Below are 24,268 nucleotides of genomic sequence, written 5' to 3'. Positions count from 1 at the left end.
TTATGTGTTCTGTGCGGGGTAGCCTTCCGCGCGGCGCATGGCAACCAGCGATAGTGCCAGCAGTGCGATAGCCCAGACGAGCGTCAACCAGTGTCCCGCCTGCGCGAACCATGTGGGCGGCGCCGGTGGCGGCACCACTGTATCGATCCGCCCGGCCACATTGCGCCCGATATGGTCGCGCACGACCCCGCGTGCGTCGATCACGGCGCTGATCCCGGTGGTCGTCGAACGCAGTACCGGCAGCCCTTCCTCCGCCGCGCGCATCCGCGCCTGCGCCAGATGCTGCGGCGGGCCCCAGGCCCCGAACCAGCCATCGTTGGATGGGTTGAAGATGTAATCGGGCCGGTCCGTGCGGTCGACCACTTCGCCCGAGAAGACGATCTCGTAGCAGATCTGCATCCCCGCCTTGCCGAAGGGGCCGAGATCCTGGCTCAGCGGACCGGGACCGGGAATGAAATCGAGCGTCCCTGCGACGAGCCGCGAGAGGCCGAGCGGTTCGAGCCAGTCGCGCATCGGCAGGTATTCGCCATAGGGGACCAGATGCGCCTTAGCATAGCGTTCGCCCAGCCGTCCGGCCGGATCGATCGATGCGATCGAATTGTACGCGGCCACAGCGCGTTCACGGCCCTCGACCATGTCGATCTCGAGATCGACCATCCCGGTCAGCAGCAGGCTGTCGGCGCCGATCACGCGCCCGATCCTGGCGCGCGCGAAGGCCGGGTCGCCCCCGGCGGTCATCTGGGTGTAATAGCGCTGCGGATAACCATCGCGCAGATAGTCCGGAACACCGCTTTCGGGCCACAGGACGAGCCGGTTGGGACGCGCTTCCCGCGGCACGCTGAGCGCGGCGATGCGCTGGAACTGCTCTTCGAAGCGCGCGGCGTCATTGATCTCGTCCTGCCCCAGATTGGGCTGGACCAGCGTGAGCGGCACCGTTCCTTCGCGCGGCTCACCGGCCGGCAGATAAACCAGTATGGCAAGGGCAGCTGCAGCACCTGCCAAGGCAAGCCAGCGCCGGGTGCGCAGCAGGTCGGCAAGCAGCACCGCGGCGCAGGCCATCAGCCCCGACAGCGCGTAACTGCCGGTAAAGGGCAGCGCCGCCGCCAGTCCGGGGCGGTCCCACGGGCCCAGCACCATCATCGACAGCGGACCCCAGGCATAGCCGCTGAAGACCCAGCTGCGCAGCCATTCCGCGCCGATCCACATCGCGCCGAATACCAGCGCGAAGGTGAGCAGCCCGCGCCGGCGCGCAGCGCACCACGCGACACAAGTCGCGAGCGCGGGCCATATGGCGAGGTAGAGCGACAGCAGCGGCGCTGCGGCCCAGCCGAGAATGGCAGGCATTTCCGCCTGATAGGTAAAGGCGGTGGCGATCCAGTTGTTGGTGATGGTGAAATGGGCGAGGCCGAACAGCCAACCGGCAAGCAGCGCCGAGCGCCATCCGGTGGCGCGCCACGCCAGCCAGCCGAACGCGCCGACCGCCGCAAGCCCCACAGGCCAGAGGTGGAACGGCTGGAAGCCCAAGGCCGACAGGCCGCCCAGCACGAGGGCGGCGATTTGCGGGTGAGAACGGGCCAAGCCGGGGAGTTTCTCCATCGGCTTGCCCCTTAGTCAGTCAAAGCAGAGGTGCAAGCGCGATCAGCCGACCGCGCCCACTTCGCTCTCATCGTCCTGCTTGCGCTTGCGGCGACGCGGGGCCGGCTTGTCGTCGCCCGCGGATTCGCTTGCGCCGATCGAAGGCGGCAGCACCGCCGCGTCGATCTCGCCGCCGGCGGGATTGGCGTCGTCGGCCTTCTTCACCTTGCGCGGGGCACGGCGCTTCTTGGGCGCTTCGTCCTCGTCGTCGCGGCGCGTGAAGGGATTGTCCGACGATTCGAACTCGCTGTCGTCGTTCTGATCGTCGTTCTTCGGCCGGCGCGCGCGCGGCTTGCGATTGCCATCTTCGGCATCGTCGCGGCGACTGCGCGGCTGCCGGCGATTGCCGCGGCGATCGTCGCCATCGTCTTCGTCCCCGTCGTCATCCGACTGGTTCTGGCCGCGATCGTCCGGCCGCTTGCCCTTGGATTCTTCCTGGCGGGCCTTGTTGTCGGCGAGGACGCGGAAATAATGGTCGGCGAACTGGAGATAGTATTCGGCCTGCACCCGGTCGCCATTGTGCTGGGCGTCTTGGGCAAGCTTCTTGTACTTTTCGAGCAACTGCGGAGCATTGCCCCGGGCACGACTATCGATCCGATTGGCCGAATTGGCCCCGCCCTGATTGCGGTTACCGCGTCCACGACGACGGTTATTGCGATTATTGTTCAAGGGTAGCTGGTCCTTATTCAATGCGCGGCGCGCACCTTACAACCGGTGCGCATATGGCCGCGTGACCCCTTGCGCGACTGCGCTTGTCGCAGCTCGCGTGCTCCATTTTGTGCAAGGTATACGGGGCCGAAGCCTCGTACCGTAACTGCAATGTCGGAGCTGGAACCGGTGGGAAGCGTTACCCGCGCACCACTGGCCTGTGGCCAGAGGTAAAGGGTCGAATCGGCTTTGCCAAGCCCTAAGTGAGAATCAGCGCCCGGTCGCGTCCGGCGATATCGCGGCGCAGCGCCACCGTATAGCCCGATTCTGCTCGCCAGCGCACGCACCGCCTGCCCTTGTGCCGCCCCGATTTCGAGCACTGCGACACCGCCTGGCGCAAGCAGCTTGCCAAGCTGCGGGATGATCGCGCGATAGTCGTCAAGCCCCTCGGGTCCGGCGAACAGCGCGGAAGCCGGCTCGTAATCGCGCACATCCGGATCGAGCCGGGCGCCGGTTTCGACATAGGGCGGGTTGCACAGCACGAGGTCGAACCGGCCGAGCGCATCGGCCCAGCCGCTGTCCAGCCAGCTCGCTTCCCTGAACTGCGCGCGCTGCGCCAGGCCCAGCGCAGCGCTGTTCCGCTGCGCCACGGCCAGCGCCTGCGCCGAGGCATCGATGCCGATCCCCGTTGCCGACGGGCGCTCGTGCAGGAAGGCCAGCAGCAGCGCCCCCGATCCCGTTCCCATGTCAAGCACGCGCGCGTCGGCGGCCGCGTGTTCGAGCGCCGCCTCGACGATCGTTTCGCTGTCGCCGCGCGGGATCAGCGTGGCAGGCGATACTGCGAAAGGGAGCCCGTAAAACTCCTGCTCGCCCAGCAAGTGCGCCACCGGTTCGTGCGCGGCGCGCCGATTGACCAGCCGCGCGAATGCGGCGGCATGCGGGGCGGCATCGTCGCGCATCCGGGTCAGCAGCATCTGCGAACGCGACGTCTCCAGAACATGCGCCATCAGCAGTTCGGCGTCGAGCCGCGCGGTATCGCTGGTCGCGCCCAGCCGCTCGGCCGCAGCGCGGATCGCAGCGGCCACACTGGCCGGTCCGGGCTCAGTCACTCAGCGTGGCGAGCCGCTTGGCCTCGTCCTCGGCGATGAGCGCATCGACCAGTTCGCCAAGACCCGGTCCGGCGATGATTTCGGGCAGCTTGTGCAGCGTCAGCCCGATCCGGTGGTCGGTCACGCGGCCTTGCGGGAAATTGTAGGTGCGGATGCGTTCGGACCGGTCGCCCGAGCCGACCATTGCCTTGCGCGCCTCGGCCTCGGCGCCCTCGGTCGCCTCGCGCTGCTGTTCGAACAGCCGCGCGCGCAGCACCTGCATGGCCTTCTCGCGGTTCTTGTGCTGGCTGCGGCCGTCCTGGCAGGTAACCACCGTATTGGTCGGCAAGTGCGTGATGCGGATTGCGCTGTCGGTGGTGTTGACGTGCTGTCCGCCCGCCCCGCTGGCGCGGTAGGTATCGATCTTGAGGTCGCCCGCGTCGATCTGCACGTCGACCTCGTCGGGTTCGGGCAGCACGGCCACGGTCGCGGCGGAGGTATGGATCCGCCCGCCGCTTTCGGTTTCGGGCACGCGCTGCACGCGGTGGACGCCGCTTTCGAACTTGAGCTTGGCGAAGACCCCGTTGCCGGTGACATTGGCGACCACTTCCTTGAACCCGCCGACCTCGGACGCGCTCATGCTGACCGGCTCGACCTTCCAGCCCTGCTCGGCGGCGAAGCGTTCGTACATGCGGTAGAGATCGCCCGCGAACAGCGCCGCCTCGTCGCCGCCGGTGCCGGCGCGGATTTCGAGCATGGCGGGCTTGGCATCGGCGCTGTCCCGGGGAAGCATGGCGATGGCCAACTGGCGCTCGGCCGCGGGCAGGCGCTGGCGCAGCTCGGCCAGCTCCTCCTCGGCCATCGCCTTCATTTCCGGATCGGCGAGCATCTCCTCGAGGCTGGCGATCTCCTCGCGCGCCGCCCGTACTTCGGCGGCGACCTTCGCCACCGGCTCGAGCTCGGCATAGTCGCGGCTGGCCTGGACGAAGGCGTCCCCTTCCAGCTGGCCCGACGCCATCCGCGCCTCGAGCTCGGCGAAGCGGTGGGCGATCTGGTCGAGGCGTTCGGCGGGGATGCTCATGAGCGGCCGAGCAGCGCCTCGAGGCGCGCAGTGGCGGCCTCGTCGGCCTTGATCCGCCGTGCGGGCGCACCGTCGCGCAGGTCGAAGGCGACGATCGCCTCGGCCCCCGCCTTGACCGCCTTGTCGAACCGCTTGCGCGGGCTGCCGGATGCGAACAGTTCGACAGTGAGGCCGCCGCGGCGGAGCGTGCCGAGCGCAGCGATCGCGGCGTCCATCGCGCCGTCGTTTTCGACCACGACTATGGCGTCCGCATTGGGTTCGGCCCTGTCCCCCACCAGCATGGCCAGCCGCTCGATCCCCGCGGCCCAGCCGACCGCCGGGGTGGGCGCGCCGCCGAGGCTTTCCATCAGCCCGTCATAGCGCCCGCCGCCCAGGATCGTGCTCTGGCTGCCGAGCTTGCCCGCGGCCTCGCTGCCCTCGTCGGGAATGAATTCGAAGGCGGTGTGGCGATAATAGTCGAGCCCGCGGACGAGGCTTTCGGCGCGCTGCCACCTGACCCCTGCCGCATCCAGCCCGCTGGTGACCGCGTCGAAGAAGGCGCGCGCATCGTCCGACAGGAACTGGTCGATCTTGGGTGCATCGGCGACGAAGGCGCGGTCGCGGCGGTCCTTGCTGTCGAGAATGCGCAGCGGGTTCTTCTCCAGCCGCTCCTGCGAATCCTCCGACAATTCGTCCTTCACGCCAAGGAAATACTCGACCAGCGCGGCGCGCCAGGCTTCGCGGCTGTCGCCATCGCCCAGCGTGTTGAGATGCAGCGTCACGCCGGTGATGCCGAGTTCCTTGAGCAGCTGGTCGGCCATGGCGAGCAGTTCGACATCGGCCTGCGGTTCACCCGCGCCGATGATCTCCGCGTCGATCTGGTGGAACTGGCGATAGCGCCCTTTCTGCGGGCGCTCGTAACGAAACAGCGGGCCATGCGTCGCCAGCTTGACCGGCGCGTGCTGCTGCCATCCGTTCGACAGGAAGGCGCGCGCGATCCCCGCGGTGAATTCGGGGCGCAGCGTCAGGCTTTCGCCGCCGCGATCGTCGAAGGAGTACATTTCCTTGCTGACCACGTCGGTCGTCTCGCCGATCGCGCGGCTGAACACTTCGGTCTTTTCGAACACGGGCATTTCGACGCGGCGGAAGCGATAGAGTTTACGCACGCGCTCGAATGCCTCGACGACGAATGCGAATGCCTCGGCGTCGGCGCCGAAGATGTCTTGCGTGCCGCGAATTGCCTGGGGTGTCTTTGCCATGGCGCGCGCTTAGGCGAGGAAGGCGGTTGCCGCAATATGACGGGGACGCTATCGGCGCGCGCAAGCCTTTCCGGCGCGAGAAATCGCCCGCCAACCAAAGAAGACAGTCCATGCGCATCGAAAACATCCCGACCGGAGACAATCCGCCCGAGAGCCTCAATGTCATCATCGAGGTGCCGACCGGCGGCGAACCGGTGAAATACGAATTCGACAAGGCCAGCGGCGCGCTGTTCGTCGACCGCATCCTGCACACGCCGATGCGCTATCCCGCGAATTACGGCTTCGTCCCGCACACGCTCAGCCCCGACGGCGATCCGCTCGACGCGCTGGTCATCGCCCGCTCGCCCTTCATTCCCGGCTGCGTCGTGCGCGCCCGCCCGATCGGCGTGCTCAATCTCGAAGACGAGCATGGCGGCGACGAGAAGCTGATCTGCGTACCCGTCGACACGACCTTCCCCTATTATTCGGATATCGCCGAAACGAAGGACCTGCCGAGCATCATCTTCCAGCAGATCGAGCATTTCTTCACGCACTACAAGGATCTCGAAAGCGAGAAGTGGGTGCGGATCGGCAATTGGGGCGATGCCGCCGAGGCGCGCCAGATCGTGCTCGAAAGCATCGAGCGCTGCAACGCCGCGAAGTAACGCCTATTCGACCGGGCGGGAGTGATCGAGCAGGTCCTTGTTCTGCTCTTCTCCCGGCCGGTTGCGCTCTTCCTCGACCATAGCGGCGATCTCGTCCGCCGGGCGCACGTCCTCGTCGGCCGGGCTGGCCGCGACATCGCGAACCGCGCGCTTGGCCTGCGGCGGTTCGTCCGCGCTCGGGGTGACCGTAGCGGTGGCCGCTTCGGCCGCGAAGGGCACCGTGGCAGAGCGCGGATCGAAGCGCAGCCGGTAGATCGGCTCCGGCAGGCCGAAGCCCGCATCTTCCAAGGCGCCCTTCACTGCCGGGATCGCCTGGCTCTGCGCCTTCCACCAATCGGTATCGCGCTGGTCGACCCAGCCGAGGAAACGGATCACCACGTTCGAATCGCCAACCTCGATGATCCGCGCTTCGGGTGGCGGATCCGACAGCACGAATTCGAGCCCCGCAAGCGTGTCGCGGCCCAGCTGCCGCGCGGCGCGGGCATCGTCGTCGGCGTCCACGCCGAGGTCGAAATGGAAGCGGCGCTGCGGATTGCGCGTGAAATTGACGATCACTGCCTTGAACACCTGGCCATTGGGAATGCGCAGGTGGTTGCCATCGAGCGTCATCAGCACGGTGGCACGGCTGGTCAGGCGGATAACCCGGCCTTCATAGGTATCGATCTGCACCCAGTCGTTGGCGCGAAACGGCTGCCGCAGCGACAGCAGCAGCGAGGCGACGTAATTCTCGATCGTGTCGCGCATGGCGAAACCCAGCGCGATACCGATGACGCCCGCGCCGCCAAGCACCGCGCCCAGCAGCGCTGTCGCCCCGATCATGTCGAGCGCGATCACCAGGCCGACGATCGTGAAGCCAAACCGGATCGCGCTGGCGATCAGTTCGGCCAGGAAGCTGTTCGGCGCGATCCGGTGCCACAGCCGCCCGAGCCCGGCGATCAGATAGCCGAGAAAGGCGATCGCCAGCCATACGCCGAGGGCCATCCCGATCAGCGGGAGCATGCGGACCAGCGAATTCCAGCGGTCGGCGAGCGTCAGTATCCCCGCGCTGCCCGCCGAGAGCGACAGGTCCCGTTCGAGCCCGTTTTCGACCGTGACGACGCCGGCGACGCGATTGACGATGGCTTCGGCGCGCGCAATGTCGTCCGGCTTGGGCACCGTGCCCGACAGCGAAACCACGCCTTCATTGACCTCGACCTCGACCGCGCCGAAGGCGGGCAGCTCGGCAAAGATCCCTGCGATACGTTCGGCAATACGCCGGTCGTCGCCCTCTTCCTGCGTCGCCGCGATCGTCTGGACGGGGGTCGGCGTTTCGGTCGGTTCGGCGGGCACCTCGAGCTGGGCCGCCAGCGGCACCGCCCACAACAGGGCCGCCAGGGCAAGCAACCGGATCATTGACCGGCCACCGACATGCCGTCGATGCGCAGCGTCGGAACATCGATTCCGCGCAGGAATTCGAGATCATCGGCCGCCACCAGCGCGCGGAACATTTCGGGCAGCGTCCCGGCGATGGTGATTTCCGCCACCGGCCCCGCCAGTTCGCCATTGCGGATGCGCAGCCCGCTGGCGCCGCGGCTGTAATCGCCCGTGACGAGGCTGACCCCCTGGCCGAACAGGTCGGTGATATAGACGCCGTCCTCGATATCGGCGATTAGGTCGGCCGCGCTGGCCGTGCCCGGTTCCATATAGACATTGGCCGGGGCCACGCCGGGCGCCCCGCCACTGCCCCGGCTCGCATGGCCGGTCAGTGGCAGATCGAGCTGGGCGGCGCTGGCGACATTGGTCAGCCAGCGGGTAACCCGCCCGCCTTCGACCAGCGCGCGCGGAACGCTGGCGATGCCCTCGCCGTCGTAATTGCGCGATCGCAGACCGCGGGGGCGCAGCGGATCCTCGACGATCCGGATACCGTTATCGAACAGCCGTTCGTTCTCGCGGTCGATCAGGAAGCTTGCCTTGCGGGCGATAGCGGGCCCGGTCATGGCGCCGAGCAAATGACCGACGATCCCGCCGCCCACGCGCGGATCGAACACCACGGACATCCTGCCCGAAGGAAGCGATCCGGGAGCGACCTTGCGGACCGCGCGTTCGCCGGCCTCGCGTCCGATGCCCGCCGGATCGGGCAGATCGCTGCGGTGCCGCTGCGTGCGATAGGCATAGTCGGTCTGCTTGTCGCCGCCCTCCCCCGCGACCACGCTGGCCGACAATGAGTGCGATCCGCCCGCACGCGCCCGCGCGAATCCGGTGGAAGTGACCAGGGCGAACACCGATTGCGAGGCCGAGGCGCTGCCGCCGTTCGAATTGGTCACCCCCGCGATTGCGCGCGCGGCATCTTCGGTGGCAAGCGCGGCGCTGCGCAAGTCTTCGGGGCGCGGTTCGGCGCCATCGCTCAGCTCGAGTTCGACGCCGTCGCCTTGGAACAATGCGTCGGCCGGGGCGAGCCCGCCATAAGGATCCTCCGGGGCGAGACGCGCCATCTCGACAGCGCGCTGGGCCAGCATGCGCAGCCCCTCACCGGCAAAATCGCTCGTCGCGATCGATGCCGAACGGCGGCCGACGAACACCCGCAGGCCGATTTCTTCGCTTTCGGAGCGTTCGACCTCTTCCAGCGCCCCCAGCCTGACGCTGACGCTTTCCGAAGACGACGCGCTGGCAACGGCATCGGCGGCATCCGCGCCCGCTGCGCGAGCCAGTTCGACGAGGTCATGGCAGCGGGCAAGCGCTGCATCGGGGCCGATCATCGGGCCTGCCGGAGATGCGAAGTCATGCCTCGCGAATTAGGCCCGGGGCGGCTGGCTGGCAACCGCCGGCAGGGTCAGGAAAAAATCAGCGTGAAGAAAGCGGTAAGCGCGGCGGGCAGGCCGATGGCCATTGCCCACAGCAGTATCTGGTCGCGGCGAAAGGCCGGTTTCAACGCTCCGTCGGCTGCCTGGTCGTCGGACAGGTCCGACCAGCGCCGCTCGAACCAGCGGCAGGCAGGAATGATCCCGGCCACCAGGACGATGAGCGCAAGATAGGGGACGATAGAGGACACGCCCTGCTTCATCGCGCCGACGGTCATGAAAATCTGCATGCCGGTATAGACCAGCAGCGCCAGCGCGACATTGTCGCTCATGGCCTTGCGCCAGTCTCGCGCTCGCCCCCCGGTATGCCCGGTTGCGATGTCGGCGTTGCGGAGCGCCTTGTTCATTGCGCCTCTCCTGTTTCCTCTGACCCGAATCGCATTGTTTCAAAATTGTTGCCCGCTGGCAAGCAATCGTGCGCGAAAGGCTGTCTGCACGGCCCGGCAGCTGCGGGCGCCATCTGCCCAGCGCCCATGCAGGAACCTTGCCAGTTCGTCGATCAGGCCGCGTGGCGGGGGTTTTCACATGGCGGACGCGTGCTATGGCACGGGCCATGGCCGATATTGCAACAAGCCACGAAAACGATGCGGTGCACGACGCCGCCCCGCCGATCCCGCAGGGCGGGCTCGAAGTGGTGTCGATCGCCAAGAGCTACGACAAGCGGGCAGTGCTGACCGACATCTCGCTCAGCGTGGGCAAGGGCGAAGTGCTCGGCCTGCTGGGCCCCAATGGCGCGGGCAAGACGACTTGCTTCTATTCGATCATGGGTCTCGTGCGCCCCGATGCCGGGCGCATCCTGATGGATGGCGAGGATGTGACCAACCTGCCGATGTACCGCCGCGCGATCCTGGGGCTTGGCTATCTGCCGCAGGAAACCAGCATCTTTCGCGGGATGACGGTGGAGCAGAACATCAACAGCGTGCTCGAGATGGTCGAACCCGACGCGGAAACGCGCGCCGCGGAACTCGAACGCCTGCTCGACGAATTCGGCCTTACCCGGCTGCGCGCCAGCCCCGCGATGGCGCTTTCGGGTGGCGAGCGCCGGCGCTGCGAGATTGCCCGCGCCCTGGCGGCCAAGCCGTCGATCATGCTGCTCGACGAACCCTTTGCCGGGATCGACCCGCTTTCGATCAGCGATATCCGCGACCTCGTTAAGGACCTCAAGACGCGTGGGATCGGGGTATTGATCACCGATCACAACGTGCGCGAAACGCTCGAGATCGTCGACCGCGCCTGCATCATCTATGGCGGACAGGTGTTGTTCGCCGGCACGCCCGAAGCGCTGGTGGCCGATGAAAACGTGCGGCGGCTCTATCTGGGCGAAAGTTTCACTCTGTGATGCCCGAAGCCGCCCGGAGCTGATCCATGGCGCTGGCCCCGCGTCTCGATCTGCGGCAGACCCAGTCGCTGGTGATGACGCCGCAGCTGCAGCAGGCGATCAAGCTGTTAGCGCTGTCCAATCTCGAAATCGAGACTTTCGTCGCCGATGCGCTCGAATCCAACCCCTTACTGGAAATGGGCGAAGTAAGCCGCGAGACCGCCAGCGATACGAGCGCCGAACCGCAGGAACATGACAGCGCCCCCGACATGGGCGGCGACAATGCGCTGGATATTGCGGACCATGCGATCGACCCCGAGGCCGCTCCGGGCGACATGGGCGACTGGAGCCGCGGCGATATCGGTGGCGCGGGCAGCGCGGAATTGCCCGATCTGGAAAACCGTTCGTCCGCCGGACCAACGCTGGCGGAACATCTTGCCGACCAGATCGGCGCGGTGGCGCGCGATCCGCGGGAAGCCCTGATCGCGCTGCGCATCGCCGGCGAACTCGACGAAGCGGGCTATCTGCCCACCGACCTGCTGGTCATCGCAGATGAACTCGGCGCCCCGCTCGCGGCGGTCGAGCAGGCGCTGGCCACGGTCCAGTCGCTCGATCCCACCGGGGTCGGCGCGCGGTCACTGAGCGAATGCCTGGCGTTGCAGGCCAAGGAAGCGGACCGCTACGATCCCTGCATGGCCCGGCTGATCGACAATCTCGATCTGGTCGCTGCGGGCGAAATCGCCAGGCTCAAACGCATGTGCGAGGTCGATGACGAGGATTTCGCCGACATGCTGGCCGAACTGCGCGGCTACGATCCCAAGCCGGGTCTTGCCTATGGCGGCACCGCGCAGGCCGCAATCGTCCCCGACGTGCTGATCGCGCCCAGCGCCGATGGCTGGGACATCCGGCTCAACGAAGCCAGCCTCCCGCGGCTGGTCGTCAATCGCGACTATTTCCTCGAACTCAAGACCGGTGCCCGCGACAAGGCCGCGCACAGCTGGCTCAACGAACAACTGGGCGAGGCCGACTGGCTGATCCGCGCGCTCGACCAGCGGCAGAAGACCATCCTCAAGACCGCGGCCGAAATCGTGAAAAAGCAGGAAGGCTTCTTCCGGCACGGGGTCACCGCGATGCGCCCGCTGACCTTGCGCGAAGTGGCCGAACAGATCGAGATGCACGAAAGCACCGTCAGCCGCGTGACCAGCAACAAGTATCTCGCGTGCCCGCGCGGCACGTTCGAACTGAAGTATTTCTTCTCCAGCGGGGTGTCCGCGGCCGACGGTGAAGGCGCCTCTTCCGAAGCCATCAAGGCGCGCATCAAGGCACTGAGCGAGGCAGAAGACCCCAAGAAGGTGCTGTCCGACCAGAAGCTCGCTGACCTGCTAAACGAAGAGGGCTTCGATCTCGCGCGGCGCACCGTCGCCAAATATCGCGAGGCGATCGGCATCGGTTCCAGCGCGCAGCGACGGCGGCAGAAGAAGCTCGCGGCGCTGTGACGCAAGCATGCCACGCGCAAAAAAGTTAACGCCCTTTACCGCGCGTTAACCTTTCCCGTTCAGATGTTGTGTGGTTAATACAGGGCAATACCTCTTTACCGGAGGTTACCGCCGTACTTAGGGGCCATACAGGGGATTTCCCATGCGTGTACTGCTGATCGAAGACGAGCCGACTACCGCCAAGGCCATCGAGCTCATGCTCACGACCGAAGGCTTCAATGTCTACTCGACCGACCTCGGCGAGGAAGGGCTCGATCTTGGCAAGCTGTATGATTACGATATCATCCTGCTCGATCTGAACCTGCCCGACATGCATGGCTACGACGTGCTCAAGAAGCTGCGCGTCGCCAAGGTCCAGACCCCGGTCCTGATCCTTTCGGGCATCGCCGAAATGGACAGCAAGATCCGCAGCTTCGGTTTCGGCGCCGACGATTACGTCACCAAGCCGTTCCACCGCGAAGAACTGGTCGCCCGCATCCATGCCGTCGTGCGCCGCTCGAAGGGCCACAGCCAGTCGGTCATCCGCACCGGCAAGCTGGCGGTGAACCTCGACGCCAAGACGGTCGAAGTCGACGGCGCCCGCGTCCACCTGACGGGCAAGGAATACGCGATGCTCGAGCTGCTCAGCTTGCGCAAGGGCACCACGCTGACGAAAGAAATGTTCCTCAACCACCTTTACGGCGGCATGGACGAACCCGAACTCAAGATCATCGACGTCTTCATCTGCAAGCTGCGCAAGAAGCTCAGCCATGCCTGTGGCGGCGAGAATTACATCGAGACCGTATGGGGCCGCGGCTATGTGCTGCGCGATCCGAACGAAGAGGCCGAGGCGGCCTGATCACCGGCTTTCCCCGGACGGGATAGCGAGAAACGCCCGGAGCCTCGGCTACCGGGCGTTTTGCTATGCGGGATTGGCCAGCCGGGCGAGATCGAGCCCGCTCGGCTGCTGGAATATCCGCAGGCCGAATTCGGGCAGGATAGCCAACAGATGGTCGAAGATATCCGCCTGGATCGCTTCGTAGATCGGCCACTCGACCGTATCGGCGAAACAATAGATTTCGAGCGGGAGACCCTCCGGCCCCGGCGCCAATTGCCGCACCATCAGCGTGAAATTGGTGCTCGCAACACTGGGGTGGCTGCGCAGATAGGCAATCACATAGGCCCGCAGCGTGCCGATATTGGTGATCCGCCGCGCATTGACCGCATCGTCGTCGCCCGCCAGTTCATGGCGGTTCCACTCGGCGATCTCCTTCTCCTTGCGCGCGAGGTAGTCGTCGAGCAGGCGGAAGCGCTTGAGCCCGGCGACTTCTTCTTCGCCGAGGAACCGTACCGAGTTCTGATCGATCACCAGCGACCGCTTGATCCGCCGCCCGCCGCTGTCGGTCATCCCCCGCCAGTTGCGGAAACTGTCGGCGATCAGCCGGTGCGTCGGAATGGTGGTGATGGTCTTGTCGAAATTCTGGACCTTCACGGTGTGCAACGCGATATCCACCACATCGCCATCCGCATCCATGCTCGGCATCTCGATCCAGTCGCCCACCCGCAGCATGTCGTTGCTGGTCAGTTGCACGCTGGCCACGAGGCTGAGGATGGTGTCCTTGAACACCAGCAGCAGCACCGCGGCCATCGCGCCCAGACCCGAAAGCAATAGCAGCGGCGATTGTTCGATCAGCACAGCGATCATCAGGATGGCCGCGCCGCAGAAAACGGCGATCTTGACCACCTGGACATAGCCCTTGATCGGCCGGCTGCGCGCCTCTGGCCGGCGCGAGTACAGCTCGTTCGCGTAATTGAGCGCCCAGCCAATCGCCATGGCGATCGACAACACGATCAGCGCCCGCGCCACATTGACCGTCACCGTCACCACCGTTTCGGGCAAATGGGGCACCAGCAGGATCCCGCGCGAGACGATCAGCAGCGGGATCACCGTAGCGAGCCAGGCCGCGCCGCGGTCGGCCGTATCGGTCCGGTTGTCGAGATAGGGCGCCGCAAAGCGCAGCAGCACGCGTTTGAGCAACCAGTTCACTGCGAATGCCAGCGCGGCCAGCCCCAGCAGCGCGATCAGGGACTGGAGCCATAGCGCCAGCGCGGAATAGTCATCGAAGAGTGCCTGCATCGCCCGGGCAACTACCCCGCTGCCCCCGCCGGGTTCAAGCCCCGCGCGTCGAGGCAGATTTTCTATCTCGTCGCCGGGAAGCGGACGCAGTAGCTGCAGGCGGCATCAACATTGAAAGGCCCACCCCCATGATGGAGGTGTTCGGTTTCGATCTGGGGCCCATAATCCCCTTCATTCTCATCGGTTTCGCAGCACAGATGGTCGACGGCGCATTGGGCATGGCCTTCGGGGTCATCACCAACACGCTGATGGTCGGCCTGCTCGGTGTGCCGCCGGCGCTGGCTTCGCAGCGCGTGCACCTGGTCGAATGTTTCACCACCGCGACGTCGGGCATCAGCCATCTGCTGCACGGCAATATCGACAAAGGGCTGTTCTTCCGCCTGCTGGTCCCCGGCGTGATCGGGGGCCTGCTGGGCACCTATCTGATCACTTCGATCGATGGCGATACGATCAAGCCCTTCGTGCTGATCTATCTCGCCGGGATCGGCGTGTGGCTGCTGATCCGCGGCCTGCTATATCCCCCGCGCGTGCGGCAGGCCAGGCATGTCGCGCCGCTGGGACTGGTCGGCGGCTTCCTCGATGCGGCAGGCGGCGGCGGCTGGGGACCGGTGGTGACCTCCAACCTGCTGGTCCAGGGGGCCGAACCGCGCAAGGTCGTGGGCACGGTCAATTCGGTCGAGTTTTTTCTCACGCTGACCATTTCGGCCAGCTTCATCTATCATCTGGGCATCTCGCATATCGCCGGGGCGACGCTGGGCCTGATCATCGGCGGGATCGCGGCGGCACCCTTCGGCGCTATGGCAGCCAAGCATTTCAGCCCCAAGCTGATGCTGGTCCTTGTCGGCATCGCGCTGAGCGTGACCAGCGCCTACGGCATCTGGACGGCGTGGGGGTAGGCTTGTAGGCGGCCGCGCCATGAGCGCGTTTAAAGAAGGCGACCCCACCACCCTCAACCGGCTCTACGGCCGCAGCCAGGGCAAACCGCTGCGCGCGTCGCAGCAGGAACTGGTCGACAAATTGCTGCCCCAGATCGCGGTGCCCGCGGAAGGCCCGGTGACAGCCGAACGCCTGTTCGGCTTCGATCGCCCGCTGCATTTCGAAATCGGCTTTGGCGGCGGCGAGCACATGGCCGAGCGCGCCGACATGCTGCCCGACCACGGCTTCATCGGCGCCGAACCGTTCGTCAACGGCGTGGCGCAGGCGCTGACGCATGTGCGCGACCGGACGCTGGCCAATGTCCGAATTCAGCATGGCGATGCATTGGAAGTGCTCCGCCGCGTGCCCGATGGCGCGCTGACGATGGTCTATCTGCTCCACCCCGATCCCTGGCCCAAGAACAAGCACGCCAAGCGGCGGATGATGAACGATGGCCCGGTACGGATGATCGCCGACAAGCTGAAGCCCGGTGGCGAATTTCGCTTCGGTACCGATCACGCGGTCTATCTGCGCCATGCGCTGATGGTGATGCGGCGCTTCACCGATGAATTCGAATGGGTCGCCGAAGGCCCTGCGAGCTGGCAGAACCGCCCCTCCGGCTGGCCCGAGACGCGCTACGAGCACAAGGCCCGCACAGTCTACGACCACGAAGTGTGGTACTTTCGATTCAGACGACGCTAAAGTACGAAATCATTGTAAAACAATGTACTTAGCAGATTCACCTTACGCTAGAATTGCCTCCATTTCGCCCCTTTTTCCGCTTGCGTGATTGCCCGGTGATTGCCAGAAAAGGGACACGAGGTTTGGGATGGCAACAGGAAAAATCACGAAAAAATCGATAGATGCGCTGGAGCCGAGCAGCTCGAGCCAGCTCCTTTGGGATACGGACCTCAAAGGATTCGGTGCGAAAATCACTCCAGCCGGCTCGATATCCTATGTGCTGCAGTTCCGAATGGGCGGCCGTGAAGCTCGAACAAGACGCTATACTATCGGGGCGCACGGGTCGCCGTGGACACCGACGACAGCGAGAGTGGAGGCGGAACGCCTTCAGTTACTAATTGCGCAAGGTATCGACCCTGTAGACGATGATAAGCAGAGGCGCCGCGAAGCCGTCGATCTCGCATTCGACAACTATGCGTCGCATTTCGCTCGGTCCTGCAAGGGTGTTGGCTGGGCGAGGCTCGTTGAACGCGTCATCCGGCTTTACCTTGAACCGGTTATCGGAAAAAAGCCGCTTCCCCGAGTTTCGAGGCCGGATATCGTAGCCGTCCTGGACAATATGCCCGAGCATCAGGTTGCCAATCGCCGGAATGTCTTTGCGGTGATGCGGCGCCTATTCCGATGGGCTGTCAGTCGTGGCGATATCGAGCGCAGTCCTATGGAGGGAATGGAAGCACCACCGCCGGTAAGACCGCGGGATCGCTGGCTACAGGACGACGAGCTTCGACACATTTGGGAGGCAGCTCCCGAATGCTATCTTTGCTTCGGTCCAATTGTCCGCTTGCTCATTGCAACAGGGCAACGCCGCGAAGAGGTTTCAGGAATACATTGGCAAGAGGTTGATCGGAAAGACCGGTTTTGGACGCTACCAGGTTCACGAACAAAGAATAATGAACCAAACGCGATCCCGCTGAACGACCTTGCCGTTGCCGAACTCGATCGGCAGGCAGGTGGCGCAAACTGGCCGAAGAAAGGACGCGTGTTTGCCACGTCAAGCGGGGCAGGCTTTACCGGCTACGCCAAGGGCAAGAAGAAACTGGACGGTCTCATAGAGCAAAAACTTGGTGAGCCATTGCAACCCTGGCGGCTGCACGATCTTCGGCGCACGCTAGCGACCAACTTCCAGCGCCTCACCGAGCAGAATGGATGGACACTGACCTTCGTAGTTCCCAAGATTCGGCCGGTGCTGCGCATAACCTGCCAATTCAGCAAGTTCGGGCGGAAAATTTCGCGCGACCTCTGGCGGATATGCCAGCCAAAGGTTCTCGTACGGCTTGAGCCAGCCGAGGCTGTAGCCGATCACAACGCCGCGTCGGACGTCTTCGGTCAAGTTTGGTCCAGCACCGTGCACGGTCGAACCGAGGAAGCAGATCGCATCACCTGGCTTGCTTGCCGCAACAATCGGATCACCGAGCTGATCGAGGCTCTCGACAGGACGTTTATGTGTCCCGGGATAGATGCGGGTCGCGCCGTTGGATGAGTTGAAGTCGGTGAGCGGCCAAATGACATTGAGCAGATATTCGTGTTCACCCTTTGCACCTGCCCACATGTCGTGATCGCAATGCGGGAATTGTTCGATCTCGCCGGGGTGAATGGCTATTGCCTGGGCCACATTGAGCTGAATTCGGTCGCAAGCCTTTCCGAGCACTTCGCGGGCCAGCGAAAGGATGAGAGGCTGCAGAACAAGGTCACAGGCCCAGCGGGAGCGGCGCAACAAACTACCGAAACGCTTCGTGCGAAACCCGTAGAAATCGCCGTGACCCATAGGGGTTTCGGTAAAATCCCGTTCAAGATCTGCATCGAGCGCCGCGATGCTGCTCTGAGGAAGGAGGTCCGGAATGATGCAATAGCCATCCTTCTGCAGCCGTTCGAGCCAATCGATTGATTTGATATCGCTCATGACACCACCTCCGATGCCGCCTCGGCGACCCGATAGGCACCTTTTCGATAGATACCGCCGCGAGCGAGATCGTCCGGCGTGTCGCAATCTATATCGATCTGCAGTGCGACAAGGTCCTCACCGTCAATCCTGCAGCCGCCGCCAAGTGTGCGACATTGCCAGCCGAAGTTTTCGATTTGGCGGAACCAAACTCTATTGGCCACAGCGGTGTAGCCCGACAGTCCGGTCTTTAGGGCATGCTCGGCAAGCGCGGTCACAAGTTGGTCGCGTGCCGTGCGGCGCTCAAACCGCGAGAGCGTGGGTTCGATGCAGAAACGCGTGATCTCGCGAAAATCGGACCGAGAGGGTATCGGACCATCACACAGACAGGGGAATAGCTCCCCGAGAATGTGAGCGCCGTCAGTCCGCAAAAGGCGCGCTGAAGCGCGATGACGGCCTTCTCCGTCGGTCAGCACCAAATAGCTCGCATCGGGCGTATCGAACTGGTCGATCTCGTATGCATCATCCAAAACGGGAACATCTCATTTGAGAAGATCGACGAATACCCGCTTGCGCGCCTCGAACATTGCGCGAAGTGCTGGATCCGAAGGGCAAGCTTGGAGAGAAACTGGGGAGTGTTGCATGGCGGCTACCTGGCGATTTGAAGACAGGTCGCCTTTCACCAGATCGGGGCGATCGCAGACATACCAAGAACTGGGGATGCTGCGACTTTGGGGTGCTCATAATCGTGTCATCGGACGCAGTCGCAACGGCGAGCTCGCTCTGTTCTGTTCCTCTCTTCAAATCTTAAATCAGCCAATTTACGGGCCTTGGCGACGTGAAACCTCAATTGGGCACAACGACCTTATGCCCGTAAAGCGCGTCGATGATGGGGCACTCGGGAACGTCGCCGCCGTCGCACTGAGCCGAGACATCGGCAAGCGTTCGCTCGAGCTTCTTCAGGTCAATAATTTTCTGCCGAACGCTCGCTAGATGGCCGTCAGTCAACTCTAAAACCTCACCACAGCTGTAGTCGTGAGAATCGACGAGAGTGAGCAGACTCTTGAGCTCTCCGATCGAGAAGCCGAGATCACGGCCACGCAGGATGAAACCAAGCCGCGCTTGGTCATCGCGCGAATAGAGCCTGTGCCCGCTGGCCGTGCGCTCGGGCGGCTTCAGCAGACCGATCTTTTCATAATAGCGAATGGTCTCAAGGTTGCAGCCTGACCGATTGGCCAGTTCGCCTCGCTTGATCATTTTTGATGTCGTCATATGCCGCGTGCCAATTTGTGCTTGAACCTGTAGTAACTACAGAGATTATATTGAACTCCATGGCCGATCAAACGCAAAAGACCTCCCAGAGATTGTTGGCGAGCGGTGGCGCATTAAGTGCGGTTTTTGCAGCCTCCTGCTGCATTGCTCCGCTGCTCCTGTTGAGCCTCGGCGTCAGCGGCGCGTGGATCGGCAATCTGACCGCGCTCGAACCCTATAAGTGGATCTTTATTGCTGTAGCGGTCGCTTGTCTGGGCCTCGGATTTTGGCATGTCCATTTCCGAGAAGTCGAGACTTGTGAGGACAGTACATATTGCGCGCGTGCTGAAGCGGGCCCGATCCTAAAAAGCGCCCTGTGGCTGGCAACCGCCTTGGTTGCTGCCTCGGCCACGGTCGATTGGTGGGCGCCGCATTTTTATTAGGAGTTAGACGGATGAAAAAAACAATGATTGCCGTTGCTGCGGGATTGGCCATCGCCGGAGCAGGCATTGGGGCAGCGACGCTCATGCCGCAGTCCTCGAACGAGAAAACCGCTCAAAGTGCTGAAACGCTGCAAACGGCAAGCTTCGCGGTTGAAAATATGACCTGCGCGACCTGTCCGATCACGGTGCGGCGCGCAATGGAAGGCGTTGCAGGTGTGCATGATGTGACAATCGATTACGAAGCCAAGACTGCTACAGCGCATTTCGATCCTGCCAAAACCACCATGCGCGACATCGCCACTGCTTCGACCGAGGCAGGCTATCCTGCCCAAACACAATTTAGCGGGACCGACCTCTGATGCAATTACAATCCACGCTCACGTGCCCTCAGTGCGGACACCAGGAAATCGAAACCATGCCGACCGACGCATGCTGGTTTTTCTACGACTGCAAGGGCTGCGGAATGAAGCTGAAACCCAATGCAGGCGACTGCTGTGTCTTCTGTTCGTTCGGCACAGTGCCTTGCCCGCCAATTCAAGAAGCGCGTGCCAATGGCACAAGCGTTGAATGCTGCTGAGGTCAATGACATGAACGAACGCAGCTTCGATCTTATCGTACTCGGCGTCGGAATGGCGGCGGTGAATGCCGCGAACAAATGCGCCGCTGCGGGTTGGTCGGTCGCAGTGGTTGACGAACTTCCCTATGGCGGCACCTGCGCGCTGCGCGGCTGCGACCCCAAGAAGATGCTGCGGCGAGGCGCCGAAATCATCGATGGAGCTCGGCTGATGCAGGGCAAGGGTATTGAACCGAATGATATCGCGATCAACTGGGCTGATCTCATCGCCTTCGCTCAGAGCTTTACCGACAGAATGCCCGAGAAGATCGAGGGCGGTCTCGACAGTAACGGCGTCACCACGCTTCACGGGACGGCGCAATTTGCTGGCGAAGACACGATCGAAATCGAGGGCCAAGGGCGGTTTCAAGCCAACCATATCCTGATCGCTACTGGCGCCAAGCCCCGCCCGGTGGATGTTCCAGGTGCCGAACACCTCACCAACAGCACCGAATTCATGCGGATGGACGCCCTCCCGAAGCGTATATTGTTTATCGGCGGCGGGTTCGTCTCGTTCGAGTTCGGTCATATCGCTGCACGAGCTGGCAGCGAGGTGCAGATCATTGATCGCGGTGACAGGCCATTGAAGGCCTTTGACACAAACCTCGTCGAAAAGCTTGTAGCACGAGGTGAGGAAATTGGGGTGGGATTGCGTCGGCGCACATCGCTGAAATCGATCGCCACTGACGGCGTCGAATTCATCGTCACTGTCGAAAAGAATGGTGAAACCGAAGACTTGCACGCCGATCTGGTCGTGCACGGTGCGGGACGCGTGCCTGAAATCGATCGCCTGAACCTGAGCGCTGCCAATATCGAGGCGGGAGACAAGGGAATAGCAGTCAATGAATATTTGCAGAGCCTGTCCAACCCGAAAATCTACGCCGCAGGCGATGCGGCCAACACGCACGGGCCTCCGTTGACACCTGTCGCAGTATTCGAAGGCAAGGTCGCTGCCTCCAACATGCTCAAGGGCAATCAGACCAAGCCAGACTATCGCGGCGTGCCCAGCGCTGTGTTTACAATTCCGGAATTAACCCGCGTCGGAATGCTCGAAGAAGAAGCAGAGGAAGCCGGTCACAATATCCGCGTCGCGGAAAACGACACTGGCAATTGGTATTCCAATCTTCGCGTTGGCGAGACCTGTGCTGCCACCAGAATTATCATCGATAAAGACACCGACACTATCCTCGGCGCGCATCTGCTTGGACCCGAATACGGGGAGATTATCAATTTCTTCGGCCTTGCAATGAGGCTGTCACTGACAACTCGAGATCTGAAGAAATTGGTCGCGGCCTACCCCTCGGTTGGCTCGGATTTAGGGTCCATGCTGTAATCTGCTCGATACCAGCTGTTGATCGTCGGCTTCTGGTGAAGACGTTAGCTGCTTGCATGGTTTGGGGCGTAGAATATTCACTTTCCATCGAGCTTGATGGTCAGCAATTGACGGCCTCCGAGCGGTTCCGGCCTTAGAGCTTCTGTTTCGCCAATCATCCCGCATCGCGCCATCGGATGATATCGGAAAACCCGATCAGACCATCGAACAGCGCCGAAACGATCAAAGATTGCTTACAGTGAACCTGATAGCGTTCTCGCGCCATTTTGAGATGCTGGATTACTGTTTCGGTCGCAATCCCAAGGATCATGGCCGTCTCGGCTGAGGTCTTGCCTCGTGCGACCCACAGAAGACATTCGCGCTGCCGGTCGCTCAGGACAGGCACGGATTCGTCGGATTGAGCTGAGCCCAGTCCCAGTGCACAGCTCAGTGCGAGCGTACCGACCATTTCTGCGACCGCAAAGCGACTGTGTGGCAGGTCTCGGTCGGGGCAGACCGCAAATGTACACGTTCCGCGCGCAAGACCGGGCAAATGTCGCGGGACAGTGTAGCCATCACCGATTCCGCATTCGCGCCCCACCGCCAGCATCTGGCGATCACCGCGAGTTAGCGGGATCAGTTCGCCCAGTGAGCCCCACGCAAAGCCGACAAACGACTTGTCGCAGGCTCGCCGGACCGGATCCTGTCCGGCCAGATCGAACCCGACATACACCTTGGCCCATTCGTCGGGATAATCATGCAGGAGCAAACCGGGAGCCTCGCACGATCCTGAACGCAGCTCGAGGCTCAAGGCGAAGTGGTCGAAGCCAAGCCGCCGACAGACTTGCTTCAGCGCCTGGTCGAGTTCCTCGTCTGACTGGACATTGACCAGTTCGGATGCGAATTCCTCCGCGAAATAAGCCTGCATAGCCCTGCCCGTCCGATCGGCAGGGCGCTATCCAACACGCCGCCGTCCGATCGCCTGCTGGTGGCCAGTCCCGGCGCTTCCATTGCACCGGTTCCGGCTGCTGCAGTTGCGCCCCCGAAGGTCGGGTTCCTTGCGGCGTCGGTCGCGAGATGCAGATCGCGCCACAAGGAGAGGCATAACGACTTCAGCGAATTTGGGATGACTTTGCAAGGACGTAGGCCTGATATTCGTCTGGCCTGTGACTGGTAGGCCAGCCGGGCGAATACGATTTCGACGCCAGTTAATTCGCACAACGCTTGCCCCGTGAGGGATTGAGCAATTCACGATAACCCTCAGCCGCCATGCGATGCGCTTCGGCGACGAGGCGCTGTGTCTGCCGGCGATGCGATGATGTTTTCCAGTCGATCGCGCGGCCCGCTTTGAGGCCTGGATAGATCAGCGCCTTGGCGAGCTCTTGCAATGTCACCTGCTTGGGTGAGGCGTCTTCGAGCAGATCGAGAATGGCGAGCAGGATGCTCAGTCTGTAGCGTTTGTAAGCAGATGGCTTGAGGAGTCGATGGTGCGCCTTTGTCGCCGCGCCTTCTTTCGACCGGTGGAATTCACTGAGAGCTGCTACGCGGACACCAAGATCGGCATCGTCGGGGACGACATAGCCATCAATGCCGGGAGTTGGCTCGCGCGCCAACAGGACGCGATGACGATTTCGCGTATCGGAAACCACCATGTGCTGTCCGGCATCGTTCTCGTGCTGGGCAATCACCCTGCACTCAGCCAATGTGCCTCTGATTCCGGCAAGGTCCCGGGCGCCGCCAGCCACGATAACGACGCTTGCGTTCGCATCGCTTCTCCAGATCGCCGGGCTGTCTGTGGCCGAAACACTCGGATCGAACGGGAAATTCTAGGCCCCATGACCGAGCTATTCGCCGCGCGGCGGATGGTTTCTTGTCGCCGGTATCGCGCGAATGAAGTCTGGCATATTGATCCTTGTACGCCGGATTGCGTCGCAGGAATTCCTGCGCGAAGTCCGAAAAATCGAAGTCGCCTGTACCAGTATCGTCGGCAGATGATTGAGCCATAGAGCACCTCCTTTCGGCTCGGATGGCTAGCGCCGCGGGATAACAGCGGACATTCCAAGCATGTGGAGGGGCCCTCCCCAGTACTAGGCATGTGAGTGCCCTATATCGGCGCGACCGCAACGCCGGGCGGGTATCATGATGCCTCGAAAATGGAGACACTTGCCCCTTGCAAGCTGCTTTTGTCTTGGGCACATTCGACCCGCGCGGTTTGAAACTCTGGCGCCGACCGCGTGGATATTTCCGCCAGCCATCATGCACGCCGGTCCGCTCAAGGCCCGGCGGCCCAACCGGTCAAGGGACGTCGATACCTCCTGAACGGCGGCACAGTACTGGATCCCGCACTCGGCTTGCAATGACGAGCCGCCGATTGCGGTTGCCTCCCAGTCCATTGCATGAACCAGCTTTCTGCCGACACCCGGCGAGACGATCATCAACTATCGAGCTCCGCGCTGCGAACCCCGGCACCGCAAGCTCGGGTAAGCTCGCCCTGCCCGCTCGACGCCCTGTACCGCCGAGAGAGCGCATGCCTGCTTGCCTATTTTTCGCGCTGCGTCGGTCGTGAGCGAGCCCGCGATCTGGTTCAGGACGTTTTCGTGCGCGCTGCGACCAGCCCGCAACTGACAGATCTCCGGAACCCGGCAGGATTTCTATTCCGGATCGCTCGCAACCTGCTGGTCGATGAAGCCCGCAGACAGAAATGCCGCATCAGGACGGTGCCACTGGTCGAAAACACCGATGCGCCGTGCTGCGCCGAGCAGGAGGACAGAATTGAGGTGGAAGAGACGACCGGGCGCTTCGAGACCGCGTTGGCGCAGTTGCCCGAGAAAACGGCGGGCATCTTCAGGATGAACCGCTTCGAGAAAAAATCCTACCGTCAGATCCACCAAGAGTTGGGCATCGCGCTGCCGACAGTCGATTATCACATGATGAAAGCGCTCGCGCATCTTCGCACGGTTTTCGCTGATCGGGCCTGAATGCGCGCGACAGATTTACCGCACAAAGATCAGGC

Annotated in this window: 25 protein-coding genes and 2 pseudogenes; 12 read left to right on the top strand and 15 right to left on the bottom strand. The window is 63.1% G+C overall.

The features are described 5' to 3' along the window. From lnt to hisS, 5 genes and pseudogenes are all read right to left on the bottom strand, one after another. Entirely contained in the window at positions 1-1,596 is a 1,596-nt protein-coding gene (gene lnt / locus WKH79_RS12285; RefSeq protein ID WP_341859040.1) for an apolipoprotein N-acyltransferase, read from the bottom strand. A 42-nt stretch (positions 1,597-1,638) separates the two neighbouring features. Next, positions 1,639-2,304 carry a DUF4167 domain-containing protein gene (locus WKH79_RS12280; protein WP_082835740.1) on the bottom strand — a complete coding sequence of 222 codons (666 nt, stop codon included), beginning with the start codon at positions 2,302-2,304 and terminating at the stop codon, positions 1,639-1,641. Between the two features lie 238 nt (positions 2,305-2,542). Further along, a pseudogene (gene prmC / locus WKH79_RS12275) lies at positions 2,543-3,392 on the bottom strand (peptide chain release factor N(5)-glutamine methyltransferase). Then, positions 3,385-4,452, bottom strand: a complete 1,068-nt coding sequence (gene prfA / locus WKH79_RS12270; RefSeq protein WP_050601726.1) for a peptide chain release factor 1 — start codon at positions 4,450-4,452, stop codon at positions 3,385-3,387. The pseudogene prmC and the gene prfA overlap by 8 nt, the downstream one beginning before the upstream one ends. Then, entirely contained in the window at positions 4,449-5,690 is a 1,242-nt protein-coding gene (gene hisS, locus WKH79_RS12265; protein WP_341859039.1) for a histidine--tRNA ligase, read from the bottom strand. Before hisS ends, prfA begins: the two co-directional genes overlap by 4 nt. Positions 5,691-5,800: 110 nt before the next feature. Here hisS and ppa point away from each other — a divergent pair, with 110 nt between their 5' ends. Continuing rightward, positions 5,801-6,334 carry an inorganic diphosphatase gene (ppa, locus tag WKH79_RS12260; RefSeq protein ID WP_050601724.1) on the top strand — a complete coding sequence of 178 codons (534 nt, stop codon included), beginning with the start codon at positions 5,801-5,803 and terminating at the stop codon, positions 6,332-6,334. Positions 6,335-6,337: 3 nt separating this feature from the next. Here ppa and WKH79_RS12255 read toward each other — a convergent pair whose 3' ends face one another. The 3 genes from WKH79_RS12255 to WKH79_RS12245 form a co-directional block, all read right to left on the bottom strand. Then, entirely contained in the window at positions 6,338-7,726 is a 1,389-nt protein-coding gene (locus WKH79_RS12255) for a mechanosensitive ion channel family protein (protein WP_341859038.1), read from the bottom strand. Then, positions 7,723-9,069: a TldD/PmbA family protein gene (locus WKH79_RS12250; protein WP_341859037.1), complete on the bottom strand. Its 1,347-nt coding sequence runs from the start codon at positions 9,067-9,069 to the stop codon at positions 7,723-7,725. The genes WKH79_RS12255 and WKH79_RS12250 overlap by 4 nt, the downstream gene beginning before the upstream one ends. Positions 9,070-9,143: 74 nt before the next feature. Then, on the bottom strand, positions 9,144-9,518 hold the full coding sequence (locus tag WKH79_RS12245) for a hypothetical protein (RefSeq protein ID WP_050601721.1): 375 nt from the start codon (positions 9,516-9,518) through the stop codon (positions 9,144-9,146). Positions 9,519-9,724: 206 nt separating this feature from the next. Between WKH79_RS12245 and lptB the strand changes: the two genes are divergently transcribed. The 3 genes from lptB (at position 9,725) to WKH79_RS12230 (ending at position 12,823) form a co-directional block, all read left to right on the top strand. Beyond that, entirely contained in the window at positions 9,725-10,510 is a 786-nt protein-coding gene (gene lptB, locus WKH79_RS12240) for an LPS export ABC transporter ATP-binding protein (RefSeq protein ID WP_230833907.1), read from the top strand. A gap of 26 nt (positions 10,511-10,536) precedes the next feature. Then, positions 10,537-11,985, top strand: coding sequence for an RNA polymerase factor sigma-54 (gene rpoN / locus WKH79_RS12235; RefSeq protein WP_341859036.1), 1,449 nt, complete (start codon positions 10,537-10,539; stop codon positions 11,983-11,985). A gap of 142 nt (positions 11,986-12,127) precedes the next feature. Beyond that, positions 12,128-12,823 carry a response regulator transcription factor gene (locus WKH79_RS12230; protein ID WP_050601718.1) on the top strand — a complete coding sequence of 232 codons (696 nt, stop codon included), beginning with the start codon at positions 12,128-12,130 and terminating at the stop codon, positions 12,821-12,823. Between the two features lie 63 nt (positions 12,824-12,886). On the opposite strand, the gene WKH79_RS12225 is transcribed toward WKH79_RS12230, so the two are convergent. Beyond that, the gene (locus tag WKH79_RS12225; protein ID WP_341859035.1) at positions 12,887-14,101 is read right to left on the bottom strand and encodes a mechanosensitive ion channel family protein; all 1,215 of its coding nucleotides are present in this window, start codon (positions 14,099-14,101) and stop codon (positions 12,887-12,889) included. A 128-nt stretch (positions 14,102-14,229) separates the two neighbouring features. On the opposite strand from WKH79_RS12225, the gene WKH79_RS12220 reads away from it, so the two are divergent. The 3 genes and pseudogenes from WKH79_RS12220 to WKH79_RS12210 form a co-directional block, all read left to right on the top strand. Next, positions 14,230-14,997: a sulfite exporter TauE/SafE family protein gene (locus WKH79_RS12220; RefSeq protein ID WP_063512310.1), complete on the top strand. Its 768-nt coding sequence runs from the start codon at positions 14,230-14,232 to the stop codon at positions 14,995-14,997. A gap of 19 nt (positions 14,998-15,016) precedes the next feature. Then, on the top strand, positions 15,017-15,718 hold the full coding sequence (locus WKH79_RS12215) for a tRNA (guanine(46)-N(7))-methyltransferase TrmB (RefSeq protein WP_050601715.1): 702 nt from the start codon (positions 15,017-15,019) through the stop codon (positions 15,716-15,718). 127 nt (positions 15,719-15,845) lie between these two features. Beyond that, a pseudogene (locus WKH79_RS12210) lies at positions 15,846-16,820 on the top strand (integrase arm-type DNA-binding domain-containing protein); the annotation flags it as partial. 45 nt (positions 16,821-16,865) lie between these two features. On the opposite strand, the gene WKH79_RS12205 reads toward WKH79_RS12210, so the two are convergent. From WKH79_RS12205 to WKH79_RS12195, 3 genes are all read right to left on the bottom strand, one after another. Further along, on the bottom strand, positions 16,866-17,657 hold the full coding sequence (locus WKH79_RS12205; protein WP_341859034.1) for a phytanoyl-CoA dioxygenase family protein: 792 nt from the start codon (positions 17,655-17,657) through the stop codon (positions 16,866-16,868). Further along, positions 17,654-18,166, bottom strand: coding sequence for an acyl-homoserine-lactone synthase (locus tag WKH79_RS12200; RefSeq protein ID WP_341859033.1), 513 nt, complete (start codon positions 18,164-18,166; stop codon positions 17,654-17,656). The genes WKH79_RS12205 and WKH79_RS12200 overlap by 4 nt, the downstream gene beginning before the upstream one ends. Before the next feature lie 316 nt (positions 18,167-18,482). Further along, positions 18,483-18,908 carry a helix-turn-helix domain-containing protein gene (locus WKH79_RS12195; RefSeq protein ID WP_050601710.1) on the bottom strand — a complete coding sequence of 142 codons (426 nt, stop codon included), beginning with the start codon at positions 18,906-18,908 and terminating at the stop codon, positions 18,483-18,485. A gap of 59 nt (positions 18,909-18,967) precedes the next feature. Here WKH79_RS12195 and WKH79_RS12190 point away from each other — a divergent pair, with 59 nt between their 5' ends. From WKH79_RS12190 to WKH79_RS12175, 4 genes are read left to right on the top strand one after another with little or no spacing between them, the layout of a single operon-like run. After that, complete coding sequence (locus tag WKH79_RS12190; protein ID WP_341859032.1) at positions 18,968-19,330, top strand: mercuric transporter MerT family protein; 363 nt, start codon at positions 18,968-18,970, stop codon at positions 19,328-19,330. 11 nt (positions 19,331-19,341) lie between these two features. Further along, positions 19,342-19,689, top strand: a complete 348-nt coding sequence (locus tag WKH79_RS12185) for a heavy metal-associated domain-containing protein (protein WP_050601708.1) — start codon at positions 19,342-19,344, stop codon at positions 19,687-19,689. After that, entirely contained in the window at positions 19,689-19,907 is a 219-nt protein-coding gene (locus WKH79_RS12180; RefSeq protein WP_341859031.1) for a GDCCVxC domain-containing (seleno)protein, read from the top strand. The genes WKH79_RS12185 and WKH79_RS12180 overlap by 1 nt, the downstream gene beginning before the upstream one ends. Then, complete coding sequence (locus WKH79_RS12175; RefSeq protein ID WP_341859030.1) at positions 19,810-21,276, top strand: NAD(P)/FAD-dependent oxidoreductase; 1,467 nt, start codon at positions 19,810-19,812, stop codon at positions 21,274-21,276. Before WKH79_RS12180 ends, WKH79_RS12175 begins: the two co-directional genes overlap by 98 nt. Before the next feature lie 154 nt (positions 21,277-21,430). Here WKH79_RS12175 and WKH79_RS12170 read toward each other — a convergent pair whose 3' ends face one another. The 3 genes from WKH79_RS12170 to WKH79_RS12160 form a co-directional block, all read right to left on the bottom strand. After that, complete coding sequence (locus WKH79_RS12170; protein WP_050601707.1) at positions 21,431-22,183, bottom strand: LuxR family transcriptional regulator; 753 nt, start codon at positions 22,181-22,183, stop codon at positions 21,431-21,433. Positions 22,184-22,463: 280 nt separating this feature from the next. Further along, positions 22,464-22,943, bottom strand: a complete 480-nt coding sequence (locus WKH79_RS12165) for a DUF2285 domain-containing protein (RefSeq protein ID WP_341859029.1) — start codon at positions 22,941-22,943, stop codon at positions 22,464-22,466. Positions 22,944-22,950: 7 nt separating this feature from the next. Continuing rightward, positions 22,951-23,259 (bottom strand): DUF6499 domain-containing protein, encoded by a 309-nt coding sequence (locus WKH79_RS12160; RefSeq protein ID WP_228135324.1) that lies wholly within the window; start codon positions 23,257-23,259, stop codon positions 22,951-22,953. Positions 23,260-23,651: 392 nt separating this feature from the next. On the opposite strand from WKH79_RS12160, the gene WKH79_RS12155 reads away from it, so the two are divergent. Next, positions 23,652-24,233 (top strand): sigma-70 family RNA polymerase sigma factor, encoded by a 582-nt coding sequence (locus tag WKH79_RS12155; protein WP_050601705.1) that lies wholly within the window; start codon positions 23,652-23,654, stop codon positions 24,231-24,233. Positions 24,234-24,268: the final 35 nt, after the last annotated feature.

Origin of the sequence: Qipengyuania sp. GPGPB31 (genome assembly GCF_038396345.1) — a bacterium.
Taxonomy (GTDB): domain Bacteria; phylum Pseudomonadota; class Alphaproteobacteria; order Sphingomonadales; family Sphingomonadaceae; genus Qipengyuania; species Qipengyuania citrea.
Note: the sequence above shows the minus strand (reverse complement) of the source record. Positions and strands in the feature narration are given on the sequence as shown.

Coding starts and splice junctions, on each gene's coding strand:
- lnt (WP_341859040.1), bottom strand. CDS start 1,596: ATGGAGAAACTCCCCGGCTTGGCCCGTTCTCACCCGCAAATCGCCGCC.
- prfA (WP_050601726.1), bottom strand. CDS start 4,452: ATGAGCATCCCCGCCGAACGCCTCGACCAGATCGCCCACCGCTTCGCC.
- hisS (WP_341859039.1), bottom strand. CDS start 5,690: ATGGCAAAGACACCCCAGGCAATTCGCGGCACGCAAGACATCTTCGGC.
- ppa (WP_050601724.1), top strand. CDS start 5,801: ATGCGCATCGAAAACATCCCGACCGGAGACAATCCGCCCGAGAGCCTC.
- WKH79_RS12255 (WP_341859038.1), bottom strand. CDS start 7,726: ATGATCCGGTTGCTTGCCCTGGCGGCCCTGTTGTGGGCGGTGCCGCTG.
- WKH79_RS12250 (WP_341859037.1), bottom strand. CDS start 9,069: ATGATCGGCCCCGATGCAGCGCTTGCCCGCTGCCATGACCTCGTCGAA.
- WKH79_RS12245 (WP_050601721.1), bottom strand. CDS start 9,518: ATGAACAAGGCGCTCCGCAACGCCGACATCGCAACCGGGCATACCGGG.
- lptB (WP_230833907.1), top strand. CDS start 9,725: ATGGCCGATATTGCAACAAGCCACGAAAACGATGCGGTGCACGACGCC.
- rpoN (WP_341859036.1), top strand. CDS start 10,537: ATGGCGCTGGCCCCGCGTCTCGATCTGCGGCAGACCCAGTCGCTGGTG.
- WKH79_RS12230 (WP_050601718.1), top strand. CDS start 12,128: ATGCGTGTACTGCTGATCGAAGACGAGCCGACTACCGCCAAGGCCATC.
- WKH79_RS12225 (WP_341859035.1), bottom strand. CDS start 14,101: ATGCAGGCACTCTTCGATGACTATTCCGCGCTGGCGCTATGGCTCCAG.
- WKH79_RS12220 (WP_063512310.1), top strand. CDS start 14,230: ATGATGGAGGTGTTCGGTTTCGATCTGGGGCCCATAATCCCCTTCATT.
- WKH79_RS12215 (WP_050601715.1), top strand. CDS start 15,017: ATGAGCGCGTTTAAAGAAGGCGACCCCACCACCCTCAACCGGCTCTAC.
- WKH79_RS12205 (WP_341859034.1), bottom strand. CDS start 17,657: ATGAGCGATATCAAATCAATCGATTGGCTCGAACGGCTGCAGAAGGAT.
- WKH79_RS12195 (WP_050601710.1), bottom strand. CDS start 18,908: ATGACGACATCAAAAATGATCAAGCGAGGCGAACTGGCCAATCGGTCA.
- WKH79_RS12190 (WP_341859032.1), top strand. CDS start 18,968: ATGGCCGATCAAACGCAAAAGACCTCCCAGAGATTGTTGGCGAGCGGT.
- WKH79_RS12185 (WP_050601708.1), top strand. CDS start 19,342: ATGAAAAAAACAATGATTGCCGTTGCTGCGGGATTGGCCATCGCCGGA.
- WKH79_RS12180 (WP_341859031.1), top strand. CDS start 19,689: ATGCAATTACAATCCACGCTCACGTGCCCTCAGTGCGGACACCAGGAA.
- WKH79_RS12175 (WP_341859030.1), top strand. CDS start 19,810: ATGCAGGCGACTGCTGTGTCTTCTGTTCGTTCGGCACAGTGCCTTGCC.
- WKH79_RS12170 (WP_050601707.1), bottom strand. CDS start 22,183: ATGCAGGCTTATTTCGCGGAGGAATTCGCATCCGAACTGGTCAATGTC.
- WKH79_RS12160 (WP_228135324.1), bottom strand. CDS start 23,259: ATGGCTCAATCATCTGCCGACGATACTGGTACAGGCGACTTCGATTTT.
- WKH79_RS12155 (WP_050601705.1), top strand. CDS start 23,652: ATGAACCAGCTTTCTGCCGACACCCGGCGAGACGATCATCAACTATCG.